The sequence below is a fragment of the Streptomyces sp. NPDC031554 genome (assembly GCF_055580685.1).
The window spans coordinates 634,262-648,760 of the sequence record NZ_JBVIKX010000002.1; the positions used below are offsets into that span (position 1 = coordinate 634,262).

General features: G+C 71.7%; 7 protein-coding genes. 2 read left to right on the forward strand and 5 right to left on the reverse strand.

Annotated elements, in window-relative coordinates:
* Positions 1 to 82: 82 nt before the first annotated feature.
* Positions 83 to 811, forward strand: coding sequence for a tellurium resistance protein (locus tag ACZ5FU_RS08225; RefSeq protein ID WP_451776629.1), 729 nt, complete (start codon positions 83 to 85; stop codon positions 809 to 811).
* Between the two features lie 45 nt (positions 812 to 856).
* Here the strand turns inward: ACZ5FU_RS08225 and ACZ5FU_RS08230 are convergent, their stop codons facing one another.
* From ACZ5FU_RS08230 to ACZ5FU_RS08250, 5 genes are all read right to left on the reverse strand, one after another.
* On the reverse strand, positions 857 to 1,387 hold the full coding sequence (locus ACZ5FU_RS08230; protein WP_468834346.1) for a hypothetical protein: 531 nt from the start codon (positions 1,385 to 1,387) through the stop codon (positions 857 to 859).
* Positions 1,388 to 2,102: 715 nt separating this feature from the next.
* Positions 2,103 to 3,539, reverse strand: a complete 1,437-nt coding sequence (locus ACZ5FU_RS08235; RefSeq protein WP_451776625.1) for a hypothetical protein — start codon at positions 3,537 to 3,539, stop codon at positions 2,103 to 2,105.
* Between the two features lie 86 nt (positions 3,540 to 3,625).
* A complete protein-coding gene (locus ACZ5FU_RS08240) occupies positions 3,626 to 9,481 on the reverse strand; it encodes a hypothetical protein (protein WP_468834344.1) in 5,856 nt (1,951 codons plus the stop codon).
* A gap of 634 nt (positions 9,482 to 10,115) precedes the next feature.
* The gene (locus ACZ5FU_RS08245) at positions 10,116 to 10,238 is read right to left on the reverse strand and encodes a hypothetical protein (protein ID WP_468834342.1); all 123 of its coding nucleotides are present in this window, start codon (positions 10,236 to 10,238) and stop codon (positions 10,116 to 10,118) included.
* Positions 10,235 to 10,498, reverse strand: coding sequence for a protein kinase domain-containing protein (locus tag ACZ5FU_RS08250; RefSeq protein WP_468834339.1), 264 nt, complete (start codon positions 10,496 to 10,498; stop codon positions 10,235 to 10,237). The genes ACZ5FU_RS08245 and ACZ5FU_RS08250 overlap by 4 nt, the downstream gene beginning before the upstream one ends.
* A gap of 342 nt (positions 10,499 to 10,840) precedes the next feature.
* Between ACZ5FU_RS08250 and ACZ5FU_RS08255 the strand changes: the two genes are divergently transcribed.
* On the forward strand, positions 10,841 to 14,452 hold the full coding sequence (locus ACZ5FU_RS08255; RefSeq protein ID WP_469045078.1) for a sigma-70 family RNA polymerase sigma factor: 3,612 nt from the start codon (positions 10,841 to 10,843) through the stop codon (positions 14,450 to 14,452).
* Positions 14,453 to 14,499: the final 47 nt, after the last annotated feature.

The following is a 14,499-nucleotide window of genomic DNA, read 5'->3' on the forward strand; positions in this document are numbered from 1 at the left end:
ACATGCCCCCGTTGTGCGAAGAAAGTGAAGGGATCTTCACATCGCCTTCACCATTCGGGCAATAATAGATGACGATCACGTGATGTCGACGGCGTGGCGCGACATGGTTGCGCCGGTCGTCGAGGTAGAGGGGCGTTCATTGAGCGGGGACGGCAGGCGGCGGACGGTCATCGACCTCACCGGAGGGGTGGCCGCCGGCACGGGAGCGCGGACGCGGTGGGAGGCGCCGGCACGTCCGGTGGAACTCACCGAGCGAGCGCCGCGCGCCGAGATCACGGGCCGGGGCGTCATCCAGCTGAACCTCAACTGGTCGGTCACGGCCGAGGCCGACCTCGACCTCGGCTGTCTGGTGCTCACCCGCGACGGGGCGGGCACGGCGGTGCAACCGCTCGGCGCGCAGTTCGGCGACCTCGACTCCTGGCCCTACGTCGGTCTCGACCAGGACGACCGGACCGGCGAGACCTCGGACGGCGAGACCCTTCGCGTCAGCCTCGAACACCGGCACCGGTTCGCCAAGCTGCTCGCCTACGTGTACATCTACGAGGGCGCGGCGGACTTCCGCACTCTCGGGGGCGTCGTCACCGTCAGCGCCCCGAACGGCACCTGGCGCATCCACCTGGACGATTCCCCGGCCGGAGCCACCTCGTGTGCCATCGCGCTGCTCAGCCCGGGGCAGGGTGCCGCCACCCTCGAACTGCGGCGCGAAGTCCGCTGGTTCACCGCCGAGCCGCTCCTGTCGAACCAGGAACTCATCGACCGCGCCTACGGCTTCGGCTTCGACTGGGTACCGGGCACCAAGCCGCCCCTGTAGGCGGGTGCCGTCGGGAGCCGGCTCGCCGCCTTGCCGCGGCGTCCGTCAGGAGTAGGACCACCGCCAGCCGTTCGACCTGTACGTGCACGTGATCCGCGTGCCGCCCGCGGTCGTCGTCGAGGCTCCGTGGTCACCGTTCCTGCAGTACTGCCCCGCCTGGTAGCAGTTGCCCGCGTTGGAGGTGATGGAGCAGGCCTCGGAACCGCTGTCGCTGCTGCTGCTGCTGCTGCTGCCGCCGCCGTTGCCGGTGCCGGATCCGGCGGCCGCCCGGGCGGTCCTGGTGACGGTGACGGTCGGGCCGGGGGTCGTGACCTTCTTGGTCTTGGTGACCGTGGGGGCGGGCTTCGGCTCGGCGGTGACGGTGGCCGTCGCCGTGGCCGTCGTCGTCGCCGTGGCCGTGACGGTCGGTACGGGCTTGGCGGCCAGTGCCTGGGCGGCGTCCACCTCGTCCTGCGCGGACTGGGTGCCGCCCATCGCCCCCAGGGCGAACAGGGCGGCACCGACGGCCCACAGTCTCTTGCGCTTGTGCAGCGGCCGTATGTCGAGCGGCCCCTGCGGGCGGTTCTGCGGGTTCACGGTCTCTCCCCGGGACGGTGAGCGGAGGCGGGCGCACGACGGTCCAGGCGCACGGATGCGGCCGGGCCGGTTGCCCGGTGGTGAACGTGAGCATGACGCACACGTGTTAGCGATGTCAACGCGTCGCTTCTCGTGTGCCCGTGTGCGATCGCCGATGCGGACCGTGAGGAGTAAACGACCGTGCCGGACGCGCTTCAGGGCGATCGCCGACCACGGGGGTGCGGAACACCAGGGGGTACATGACTCATCAGCGCGATCCGCGAGGTCACCGGCCTCTACCGCGTCCCGCTGGTCGTCTATTTCGGGTTCGACGGGATCTCGGGCACGGGACAGAGGGGGCGGCGGCCCGGGCGGTCTCCCACGTCGTCGATGCCGGCCGGGACAGCACCTGGGGCGTGGTCACGTACACGGGGTCGGCGTGACGGCGTGCGAGGAGCATGCGCCGGCACTACGGTCCGTACACCGGGTCAAGGTGCGATCAGACTTGCGAAGGGTGCACGGGCCGGGCGCTCACTCCGCGTACGGAACAGTGGCGACGGGAAGTGACACGTGTGGCGGGCCGAACACGGCCAGGGTGAGTTCCTCCCCGTCAGGGCAACGCGCGATTCCGGCGGACCGGGTTGGTACCTCGGGAGGCGCGCCGTCCGTCGACGCGGCGGCGACACGCGTCCCGTCCGGCGCCCATGTCACCCGCCGCCCCGTCTCCCCCGGGAAGTCAGCCTGCGATCCAGTCCGTGGTCAGCACCTGCGTCAGGGCCACGAGCTCATCATGGTCCAGCGGGGTCCGGTGCGAGAGGGTGTTGCGGGCCGTGTGCAAGGTGCGCAGGCGGTGACGTTGCGTGGTGGTCAGGGCGAGCATGTAGGCGGCGTAGGAAAGGCCCCCGAGTTCGAGTTCTTCGAGATCGGGCACGGCGGTGTCCTCCGTGCTCTTCCAGTGCCGGGAGCGGGCCTCCTCACAGAATTCCCGGGGGGTGAAGCGCTGTTTGCGCAGCATCCTGGGCACGAGGTGGATCAGGGCGGTGCGGGCTTCCTCGATGAGAGGAAGGAGGACACGGTTCTGGGCGTGGCAGACGAGGACGCGCAGTTCCTGGGAGCCGGCGTCCAGGAGGGAGTGCCCGCAAGTGGGGTGGATGCGCCCTTCCCAGCTGTCGACGGCGCCGCGGGCCCAGGCGCCGTGGATCTCGGCGTCGGGGGTCGAGGCGTGGGCGGTGGACAGGCGTCTGGGCAGCACGGACTCAGCCGAGTCGACCGCGCGTTCGGGCAGGACCTGATCGAGCGCGCGACGGAGCGTGCCGAGGCCGCCGCCGTCCCAGGCGTCACGGAGGGCGAGGGCACGGTCGATGTCGGGGCCGCAGACTTCGGCGACGACGGCGTCAGTGACGCGGCGCAGGAGCGTGTCGGCGGCGTCAGCGGTTCCTGAGCGAGAACGCCAAGCCATGAGGACCTCGGTGTCGAGACGGGTCCAGACTCTCCACCACCAGTGGACAGCGGCGCGGCCCTGGCTGCCGAGGGTGGCGCGGGGCAGGTCGGCGGCGCGTGCGGTCAGGAGGAAACGCGGCCGCGCACGATCGGGCAGACCGGCCTCGTGGAAGGTGGCTTGGGCGACGCGGAGAAGCCGGGCTGCCTCTTCGGGGGTGGTCTCGTCCCAGCAGCGCACGACGATCACGTGGGGCGCTTGGCCGGCTGCGGCTCGCCCGGCGAGGGTTTCCACGGGGTCGCCCGGGACGCCGAGTTCCTTGGCGAGGCGTTCCTCCAGTGTTGTCGCCGGCGAGGCGGCAGCCGGGGTCAGGCTGGGCCGGACACTGCCGCCGGGAGCGACGAGCCGACTCAGGAGGCTGCCGTAGGGGTCGTCGGGCAGGTCCGTGTCCCACCGGTTCGTGTCTGCCCAGGACTCGTGCGACTCGGCTGCCGGGGTGCGCTGTGCCGGCGGGACCGGCGCGCCGGTACAGCGGTCGGCGAGGGGGACGACCCCGGGAACGGGGATCACCGCTTCGAGGCGGTGGCCGAGTTCGCGTACGAAGAAGTCGGCGCGGCCGGATTCCACGACGGGGTCGGGGAAGTACCAGACGCAACTACGGCCGGCCCGCAGGTCCGCCTCGAGCATGTCGAGGTGCCGACGGGGGCCCGGGAGCCGGGCGAGGTCCTCGTCCATGACGTGTCGGCCGGTTCCGGCGGTGACCGGCTCGGATGCGGAGGACCCCGGTGCCGCGGACTCCGCGGCACCGGGGTTCACGGCGTTCACTGCGCGGGCTCGATCGTCTTCAACGCCCGGAAGGTGACCGGGTCGAGGCGGACGCCTCCGGGTTTGTTGGGGTCGAGGACCGCCAGGCCGTCGAGGCGTTTCAGAAGGCGCTCGGCAGCATCGAGGGGGTCGTCGTCGCTCTCGTCGAAGAACGCGGCGGCGATGTCGCCCGGAGTCATGGCGGCCTTGCCGTCCGCGTACTCCTCGTCGCTGTAGAACTGGGCCCAAGCCGTGAGGCGGGAGACGTCGGCGGGAGTGAAACCGGCCGCCTTCAGGTGAGCCGTCGCGGCGTCGGGGGTTCCCAGGAGCTCGCGCAGGCCTTGGAGGACCTCTTTCTGCCGCATGCCGGAGCGGACGTTGTGCATGGCGGTCTCGACCAGACCGGGCCACCCCCCGGTGGATTCCATCAGGCCACGTCGTTCCTGCGGGGACCCGAAGGGCGACTCCGGCCAGGCGCGCACACTGTCGACGCTCCACCGCTGCGGCAGGACGAGGCCGGCTCCCGTCTTCTCCGCCTCCGTCGTGGCGTCCGGCGCGCAGAGGACCACGGCGTACCGGCGGGGCGCGCCGGGAGCCGCGTCGGTGTCGTGTGCCGTACCACCGGTGTGCTTGACGAGTTGCTCGGCGGCCTCCCTGACCTGGTCGGCGTTCCGGCCGCGCAGGTCCACGAAGAGGATCCGGGAGCCCTTGCGGCGTGAGTTGGCGGTGATCGCCTCGGTGAGGTTGTCGCCGGGGCCGACGCCGATGACGTCGAGACCGTACCCGCCGCCGTACAGGCGCAGTCCGCGTTCGACGTGGTCGTCGCCGAGCGCCCGGGTGCAGGGCACGAGCGTGGTGCGCGTGGGATGACCGAGCATGTCCCCGAACTGGCCCTCGGTGAGCGGACTCATCCGCTGAACGCCGCCGGAGGTACCGATGGACCGGCGGGCGGCACGCGGGTTGTAGTCGTAGGGCAGGTCGAACTCGGTGTCGTTCAGCTCACTCTGGAGCTCGTTCCGGGTGCCCAGCATGTTGACGACGTTGGGGCTGCGCATCGCGTAGGCGCGTTCCTCGCCGGGGACCCGGATGAGCAGGCCCAGTCCGACCATCTCGTCGAGGAAGATGGTCAGCTGGCGTTCGCTGTTGAGAGGGAAGCCCTCTTCCCAGATCTCGTGGGCGGCCTCCAGCAACTCGCTGGGCCTGGACGCGTGAGCGTAGCCGTGCTCGAGACTGCGCAGGGCGACCAGGAGGGTGAGCACGCGGTAGCGGTCCTCCAGGTTGATGGTGTAGCGCAGGCGTTCCGCGATGAGCTCGCGCACCCGCTCCAGGTTCGCGACCGCCTGGACGTCGTCCCAGGTGATGGGGGCGTGACGGCCGCCGGCGGGCATGGCGCGCTGCTGCATGTAGGCGACGAGGTGGTCGCAGAAGATCTGCACCAGGTTGGCCTGGTAGTTGGTGACGCCGAGTATGTGCCAGACCAGGTCGGGCGTCTCGAAGGTGAGCCCGACGGCGGCCAGGGGTTCCTCGACGAGTCCGACGGCGGCCTGCGGCTTGAGCGGGCCGACGAGGATGCCCGGCCCACCGTGCGCGGTGACCACGTTGGTGAGGTGGTTGAAACGCTGGACCTGGTGCAGACCGGCGAAGACGACCTTGAACGACCGGTTGGTGGTCTCCATCAAGCGCTGGAGCCGCTTGACGGTACGGAAGGTCGACTGGCCTCCACCGGTGTAGACGGCCTGGGCGTCAGCGGTGAGGAAGGCGTCGGCCTCGTCCGCGAGCAGGAGGACACGGCGGCCGGGCTCGGCCTCGATCCACTGCTGGACCGCGTCGGCGATCACGTCCACGTCGGTGGCACGGTCGGAGACGTTCGCTTTGATGACGTCGCGGTGCTTCAGCTGGGCCAGCAGGACCCGCCAGATGCCCTCAGGGGGTTCGGCATGCCCGATGTCGGCCTTGAGGAGGTCCGTGTAGACGGCGATGTGGCGGTCCGGGTCGGCCTTCTGGAACACCTCGACGGCTTGCCGCAGGAGGGACGACTTGCCGAGCTGGCGGCCGCCGAAGAGGAAGACGGACCCGTCCGGGCTGAGGATCTCCTGCATCTCCTCGGCGCGGCCCTTGAAGACCTCCGGTGGAACGAGCCCTGCGACGTGCGGGGTGTAGGGGGTGTAGCCGGTCCAGGGCAGGGTGACGCGCTGCGTCACCCGGAACGAGCGCGGGGCCCGGGCGGCGACCCAGCCGACGACGGCGGGGTCGACGACCAGGGCTTGCTGGCCGCGGCTGCGGGAGGCGAGCGCGAGCTGGCGACGTCCTTCCACGCCGAGGGGCTGCAGGTAGAGGATCAGGTTGGCGCCGATGGCCGAATCGGGGAGGTGGCGCAGCGGCCCTTCCCCGCGCAGCTCGTCGGCGATGACGACCACCTTGTACATGTGGCGCGCCTGGGAGCCGAGCGCGGCGACGTAGCCGGGGGTGCTCTCGGTGATGTCGCCGCGCACGCTGAGCCGGGTGACGCCGTACCGGGCCTCCTCGACGTTGGCCTCGATCACGGTCAGACCGAGCATGCGCAGGACGCTCTTGACCAGGCCGCGGATCTTCCGCTGGTCCCGCTCGCCGATCAGCTCCTCCCAGGCGCCGAGCCCGGAGACCGCGTTCTGCACCAGTGGTTCGTCTTCCGCGTAGTGCTGTGCCCACCAGCGGGCACCGATGCCGCGACGGGTGGGCTGAGGAGCCTTCGGATGGGCGACGCCCTTCAGGAAACGGGCCAGTTCCTCCCCGGCCGGTTCGGCGGGGGCGGGCAGGGCCTCGCCGCGGCGGGCGAACGACAGGAGTTCTTCGGCGGCCACCGTCTTGCCGCCCTCCAGCAGCTGGTGGATGCGCCGGTACTCGGCCGCGGGCAGCTGAGCCGCGTCGAGCTGGCGGTAGAGCTTCTCGGTCTGCTGCCGCTCCAGGTCGTTCAGGTCGCGGCCGATGGCGGTGATGGCCCGGAAGCGCTCCCCGAAACGGTCGCTGTGACCGTCGCTCTCCAGGTCGAGGAGCCGGGCGGTGAAGTCGTGCTCCTCCTCGGGCTTCAGCAGGTTCTGCACCCGGATCTGGGCGAGGATCAGCTGCGCGCGTCGGTGCTCCTCAGTGCATTTACGACCCCAGGTGACGGCCGCGTCGGCGATGCGCTGCCGCCACTCGGCGAGTTCCGCGGTCGACATGGTGGTGCCCACGATGCCCCCGTGTCCGAGCCGCTCGAGCAGACGGACGGCGAGGTGGAGGTCACCCGCGTCCCGGTGGCACCGCAGCGCGACGCCGGGGTCGGCCGGGCCGAGCAGACCCAGCAGCGCCCCGAGCGCGTCCGAGTGTTCGAGGTCGGGTTCGTCCCGTTCCTCGTGGACGTGCCAGCGCAGCTCGGGCAGGTGCAGCAGGCCTTCGGCGGGCGGCCGGAACCCCGTGTCGCGGGGTTCGGGGGCGTAGGAGCCGTCGAGCCAGCGCAGCAGAAGCGCCAGAAGGGCTCCACCCACACCGGGCAGCGGTTCGGCCTGCCGTGCGTCCGCGATCGCCCGCATCAGATCCCGGCCGATGTCACGACCGCCGGACGGGCGTGGGGAGGAGGCGATGCGCAACGCCGTCGTCAGCAGGTCCCGAACGGTCTTGATGTGGGCGCGGAGCTGCTCACGGGCCGCCGAGTGGATGTCGTTCTTGGACTGCTTGGGTGTTCGTTTGGCCCGATCGGTGGTGTCGATGATCCGGTCGGCGGCGTCGGAGCGCTTGTAGTGCTCCTCCATCTCCCTGGCGAGTTCCTCCGCCTCGACCCGCCCCTCGGCCCATCCCTGGATCAGCTTCAAGGTCTGTCCGAGTCGGCCATCGGGCGCGGCGAGGGTCTGCAGCACGATCGTGCCGCGCTGGAGCTTGATGGTGCGCAGCGGCAGGTCCAGCGCGAGCTGCCGTGCCCGGTCGCCGATCTCCTCCCGACGGTCTGTGACCGGCGTCGTCATCGGCTTGCCCAGGTCGCCCGGCTGTATTTCCGTGGACTGCCGTACCGCGTGCACCAACTCGTCCAGCACCGATGCCCACGGCTCGGGAACGCCCGGCAGCGACGTGAAGTCGGTGAGGACGCTGCTCGCCCAGCGTGCCGACAGGCCGCTGCGGACGGCCGCGGTCAGCAGGGTGGTGTAGGCGTCACGGTCGTCGTCCCAGGGGTGTCCTTCGTCCAACGCCTCGAGGAGTTCCTCGGCCCTCACCTGAAGGTCGGAAGCCCCGGCCGGGGACGTGTGGAAGGCGGCGTCCGCGAACGCGAGCGCGAGGGTGCGGTGAGCGGGGGCGCCCGCGGCGCGGGTCAGCCAGTAGGACTCGGCCAGCCGGCCCTCGGCGACGAGGATCTCCACCGGGGCGGGAGCGCCCGCCCAGACGTCCGACGAGGTGGGGGAGGGGGCGGTGAGAGCGGAGGGCTCGTCCGCCGCCGTCTCCTGGAGGTCGGTCGAGCGCCGCGGAACCGGCGCGGCGGCCGGGACGTGGGCTGCCGGCGTCGTCGTCTCCACCAGAGCGTCGGTGGACGGCTCGGCGGGTCGCGCGGCCTCGGGCCGCGACATCTCCCGGGCCGGCGCGGGTTCGCCGGTACCGGCCGTCGCGGCGGTGCCGCCGTCGGACACGGATTCCTCGGACCGGGCCGCTTCCCGTTCCTGTTCCTGGGGCCCGTCCGGTGTTTCCTCCGCCTCCGTCCGCGTGACGCCGTCCTCGTGAGCGGCTTCGGGCCGGGGCGTCTCAGGGGTCCTCGCGAAAGAGCCGTCGACCGGCGGTGGTTCCGGGTCGGGCTCCCGTTCGCTCCGGGGCCCCGCTTTCGTCCCCTCACCGGGATCACCGGTTCCGGTGCCGGCGGACCGTACGGCCTCAGTGGTCGACGTGTCTCCGCCGAGCTCCCGCAGACGCTGCTCGAACTGCGCGATCTGGCCGCGGAGGTTTTCCCGCACCAGATCGTTCGTGGCCATGTCGAACATGGCCCGGATCTCGTCCAGCGCCTGCGCGGTCGCCTTGACCTCCCGGTCGGTCTCCTGCCGACGGCGCTGCTCCTCCCGCAGCCGCTCGACGAGCGTTCGAGCCGCGGACCAGTCCTGGTCCTCGCCCCACCCCTCCTCCACGCCGGCGGCCGCAAAGGCCCGGTCCAGAGCCCGGCGTTCCCGGATCCACGACACCGTGTCGCGCAGGAGCTCTTGGCCGTCGGCCAGTCGCCCGTCGCGGACGGCCGCGGCGAAGGCGTCCAGCCTTCCGGCCAGCACCGCTCCGGCCTCGCCCAGCCGTACGGTCTCCAGCTCGATCCCGTCGGCGTCCGGTTCCACCACGGCCTCGTTCCTTTGCTCTCCTCGAGAAACCGCCGTCCTGCCGTCGGTCTCGGACTGGGGCGCTTCACCGGTGTCCTCCTGGACCCGGTTCACACAGGACAGCCGCTCGTAGTCGGCTTCCGCGAGAGGGGCGGCGTCGCTCAGCGCGGCCTCCAGGAGCTCCTCCGCATGGCCGTGCGCGAACCGGTGGGCAGGAGCGTCGGAGAAGAGCGAGATGCCGTGGAGCATGAGCTGGGCCAGGTCCGGCGGCAGGTCCTTCAGCATGCGCGTGAGCCGGCCGAGGTCGGGATCCTGGATCTGGTCCCCGTACCCCAGCTCGCACAGCCGCGATTCGGCGATCACCATGCCGCACCTGCAGACGTTGACCAGCAGTCGCTCCGGTGCTCGGGTGACCCACATGCGGACACCGGCCGTCTTGCGCAGCTTCGCGGTCGCCGGTCCGCCCTGGTACTGCAGTGCGGCCGGACCGTGCGCCTTCTCGATGTGCCGGAACAAGGAGAGCACCAGGTCGGGCATCTCCAGCAGCCATTGCCGCAGCGACGAAACCGAGAACACCGTGGAGCCCCCTTGCCGTGCGCCTTGCGCGCACCTTTCAGTCCGGATCCACCGGGTGACGTCCGACCGCGCTCCCCACGCGGCCCAGGAAGGGCCCTGCAGCCTGCGATGACGAGAGGTCATGAGGCGTTCCAGCGTGCTGGCTCAGCAAGGCGCTTCCAAGGCGGAATCCTCCCATGCCTCGGTGGCCAATTCACAGCTCTGATTTCACCGGACACTTGATCGTTATTGCGGGTCGTTTCCAGAAGTGCCCGTACGGTCGGTCAGTCCATGAACACGTTCGGTGGACTGTACGAATGTCTTCCGGCCACTCTGGGCGTTCTCGGGGAGAGACCTGGCGTGTGAGCACCTGGAGGCGGGCCTCGAATGACGACCGACCACGTCGAACCGGCGGTGCCGGCGGGGAGTGCGAGCGGGAACCGGATCTGTCGGACAGCCTGCGGACGTTCGGGACCGTCGTCCAGGCGCTGCGCGGGCACGAGGGCCTGAGCCGGGTGCAGTCCGGTGAGCCGGTCAGGTTCTCCCGCCACGCGGTGGAGTCGGCGGGACGGTCCGCCGGATCCTCGGCCGGCAGACGCTCCACCAGCCGTGCCGGTTCGGCCGGGGCCTCGCCGCGGACCGCCCGGACCGGGGCCTACTGCTGGTTCACGTGCCGGTCGGCGCGTTCGTACGCGGACTCGCCGGTGAACGGCGGAACGCCGACCGGTATCTCGTACAGCACGCAGCCCAGCGCGTGAAGGTCGACGGCCTGGGTCACCTGTTCGGCCCGACACCGCTCCGGAGCCATGTGGCGGGCGGTGTGCCCACGCTGACGCCCGTGCTGGTCAGCCGGGTCTGGTCCGGGTCGTCGACGATGCCGCCCATGCCGAAGTCGAGCATCTTGACCGTGCCGCCCTGCGTGAGCATCACGTTCGCCGGCTTGAGGGCGCGGTGCATGACACCGGCGGCATGCGCGGCGGCGAGGCCCGCGGTGATCTGCGCGCCCGTGTGACCGCACAGGATCGTCTTGACGGCCATGGTGCGCTCGGGAGGGCCCTACGGGGCGTGCAGGTCCTCGGCGCGGTGAACCTCCCCCATGCCGCTTCTGCCGATGACCTGTTTGATGCGGAACCTGCCGTCGACCCGCTCTCGGCTCGCTGCCCCTTGCCCCTTCGTCCTCCGTGCGTCTTCCCGCGTCCTGCCCGGCCCGGCGGACGGGAGCCCCCTCGCGTGCGGCTGCGCTCACCCCTCGTGACGGAGGGGGAGTGGCGGCAGGCTGCACCGTACACGAGATGCGGTTCAGTCGATAGGAGTACATCTGTTGACATCATCAACACATTGAACTTAGCGTGTGGTCGAGGAAAGTTGCGGGGTGAACGAATGGTGCAGTGGTCTGCGGTCGACGCCGGATCTCCCGGTCTGCGCGCGGCGCTCGGTGAGGTGCTGGCGCGTCTGCGACGCGGGGTCGTGGACGGCGTCGTCCCGGAGCACGTCTTCGCCGAGGGTGCGCGAGCGCTCGCGCTGGGGGCTGCCGAGCGGGAACGGCTGCGCCAGGAACTGGCCCGGCTGGGGCTGCCCGTGGGGGAACTGCACATGCACACGGAAGACGACCGGTCGAATGGTGAAAAGGTTGCGCAGATGCGTGGGGAAAATGTGTTCCCCCGCTTGTCGCTCGTGCGGAACCTGCTGGCCCGCTACGCGGACGCCGACGGATACGTGACCCCTGAGGCCGTCGACGGCGTGGCCCGGCTGGCCGGACTCGACGCGCGCGAGGCCGCTCAGCTCCGTGCGGAGACGCCGGTACGGGACACGGAAGGGGAGCCGGGCGCCGGGGACGGCGAGGAGGCCGACGAGCCGGACACGTCCGACGATGCGGAGGACGCCGAGACCGATGCGCCGGACCCGGAGGAAGGACCGGACGAGGACCCGCCTGCGGGGGACCCGCCGCAAGGGGACCTCGCGGAGGCGGTGTCCGCGGCGCACGCCGTTCTGGACACCGACCGACGGGTGCGGCGCCCCGGCAGCCGGTTGCTGAGCGCACAGGCCGAGGTCGGCTTGGCCGTGCTGCTGCGGGGCGGGCCGGACCGCATCACACGGGAACCGGAGGAGGACGAGCTGAAGGCTCTCCCTCCCGAAGACCTCAGGATCCGCGCTCGCGACTGCCTCGTGGTGCACAACCAGCGACTCGTGCACTCCCTGGTGCGGCACCACCTGGAACAAGGGCTCGACTACGAGGACCTGCTCCAGCACGGCTTCCTCGGTCTGCTCAGGGCGGCCCGGAAGTTCGACCCCTCCAAGGGCTTCAAGTTCTCCACGTACGCCACCTGGTGGATCCGGCAGGCCATGACCCGGGCCGTCGCCGACGAGGGCGCCGTCATCCGCGTCCCGGTGCACATGCACGAGCAGATGCGGAAGGTGTCCAGGGCCGAACGCGCCCTCGCCGCAGAGGGGCGGCACGCGGGCGACGCCGACGTCGCGGTGCGGTGCGACATGACCCTGCGGAAGGTGCAGGAGATCCGGCGCCTCACCCGCCGCACCGACTCCTTGGACCGTGTCATCGGCGACGGCGCGACCCTGGCGGACCTCGTGGGGAAGACGCACGTTCTGCCGTCGGTGGAGCGGCAGGTGGTGGGGGCCCTGTTCGCGGAGGATGTCTTGGCCGTGGTGGACACGTTCACCGAGCGGGAGGCCCGCATCCTCGTACGGCGGCTGGGCCTCGACGGGGACGAACCCTCGACGCTGGACGACCTCGGACGCGAGTTCGGCGTCACCCGGGAACGCATCCGGCAGATCGAGGGGAAGGCCCGGCCCGTGCTGCGGGAGCGGGTGCGCGAGGCGGGACTCGTCGGCCTGGACGCCGCGTGCGAGAAGGCCGAACGGGCGGCAGAGCGGGCGGCCGAGGCGGTACGTCAGGCCCGGCTCGCCCGCGCCACCCACGCGGCGCGCACCGCCCGCGCGAAACTCGCCCTCCGAAGGGCGAGAGCGGAGCGGATCGCCCGGGCGGCGGGGACGGCACAGGGGATCAGCGCGGTGCCGGCGCGGACCGAGGCCGGCCGGGTGAGCGAAGACGCGCCGGCCGCCGAGATGCCGGTCGTGGTCGGGATGCCGGAGCCCGAGGAGGCGGCGGCGAGGGCTGAAGAAGGCGTGCGGGACGAGGTGCGCGCAGAGGGCGAGGCGGTTCCGCGCGGGGAAGGGGGCGCGGACGCCGGCCGGGCCGTTGACGTCGGGGCGGTGACCTCGGCGCCCGACGCGGTCGCGGAGCCGGCGGCGGATACGACCGACGCGTCCGCAGCACCCGGCGCGGACGTCACCGTGGTGGAGGCCGGGCCGGTCCCGGTGGTCACCGAGTCGCCTCGCTCCGAACTCTTGGCGCGGACCGGTGTCGAGGGGGCCGAGGCCGCCGGGAGACCGCGGTTCACGGCCGACTGGGCCCGGGCCACGGCGCTGGTCCGGCCGCCGTTCGGCGGGGAGGTCGCCTGGCTCGCCGAGTACGCGCTGCTGGCCGTGGGACACCTGCAACTGGGGATGCTGCTCGGCTCGTCCGCCGCCGACACCGTGGCCCGCGCCGCGTGGCAGCGAGGGATGCTCGACCGCGATGTGCTCAAGGCGCTCGACGTGCTCAGGGGTGTTTTCGACACGGTCAGGGAACTGGGGCTCAGGCCCGAGCACTTCTTCGAACGGCCCGCCGAGGTGCTCCGTGGGGTGACTCCGCGGAAGTATCTGGCCGAGCGACCTCTGGTGCGCGGTGAGTCGCGCATCGCCGTCCGTGACGCCCTGCGGGAGTTCGTCGAGGCGCAGGCGGGAGAACAGGACGCGCAGGCGCCGGTGACCAGCGAAGCGAGTGCGCTCCAGGGGAACCGGACCGGCGCGGGCGAGTCCGCGGCACCGCCCGGTGATCAGCAGGTCGCCGATGAGGTGGCGGAGGCCGGGGCGACGAAGTCTGAGGCGCCGGAGGCCGGGGCGACGGAGTCTGAGGCGCCGGAGGCCGGGGCGACGGAGTCTGAGGCGCCGGAAGCCGAGGCGCCGGAGGTCCGGGCCGCCCTCGTCGGCGTATCGGCGGCACAGAGCCCGCACACCGCTCTCCGGGAGGAGTACGAGCTGCGTGAGGCGCGTCTCAAGGAGGAGCACGAGCGACGACTCGCCGAGCAGCGTGAGTCCGCCGAACTACGCCTCGCGGAAGAGTGCCGGGTCCGCGACCAGAGGCTCAGCGAGGCGCGGCAGGCGGCCGAGAGCCGCCTCGCGCAGGAGCAGCAGGCCGCCGAGCAGCGCCTCGCCGCAGCCCGCGCCGAGGCCGAGCAGGAGATCGGCGCTTGGGAGGACGTGCTGCTCACGCGCATGGACACGATGATGCTCCGCCACGAACGGCGTCTCCGCGCCGAGGCCGAGCAGCGCATCGCACAGCTCAAGGCGCGGTACCACGAGTCGTACGTGACTGCGGTGCGCCGGGCCGAAGCGGCCGAGGAGTCCGTTCGGTCGGCGGAGGCCCAGCAGGACCGGGCCCAGGCCCTGGAGCTTCACCTGCGCCAGTACCGCGAGGGCGCCGAATCCCGTATCGCGGACCTCGAGTCGCTGCTGGCGCGGGCCCGGGCGGCCGTCACCGAACGCGAACGCGCCGCCGAAGCGCGGGTCGCCGAGCTGGAGACCCGCGTGCGGAAGGCCGAGGCGGCCCTCGACGAACGCGAACGCGCCACCGCGTCGGCGCGGGAGGAGTACCGCCAGGGCGCCCGGGTGCGGATCGCCGAAGCGGAGGCGCGGCTGCGCGAGGCCGAGGCGGCCGTCGCGCAGCGGGACCTGTTCGTCGAGGCGGCCCGGCGGCGTGCCGAGGAGGCCGAGCAGGAGGCGGTCCGACGCATCGACCGGAGCGAGCAGGACTCCTGGCTCCGCATCACCGATCTGCAGACACAGCTCGACGAGGCCCGGGCACAACTGGCCGCGGCGCAGGAAGCGGACCGCGGCCGTGGCCTTTTCCGGGACCGCCGGCGCCGGTCCTGAGCCCGCCGGCCACCCACCCGTCCCCTTCTCCTCCCCTCCCGAGAACA

Excerpts from the sequence above, each read along its gene's own strand:
- ACZ5FU_RS08250 (WP_468834339.1), bottom strand. The coding sequence starts at position 10,498 with ATGGCCGTCAAGACGATCCTGTGCGGTCACACGGGCGCGCAGATCACC.
- ACZ5FU_RS08225 (WP_451776629.1), top strand. The coding sequence starts at position 83 with ATGTCGACGGCGTGGCGCGACATGGTTGCGCCGGTCGTCGAGGTAGAG.
- ACZ5FU_RS08255 (WP_469045078.1), top strand. The coding sequence starts at position 10,841 with ATGGTGCAGTGGTCTGCGGTCGACGCCGGATCTCCCGGTCTGCGCGCG.
- ACZ5FU_RS08235 (WP_451776625.1), bottom strand. The coding sequence starts at position 3,539 with ATGGACGAGGACCTCGCCCGGCTCCCGGGCCCCCGTCGGCACCTCGAC.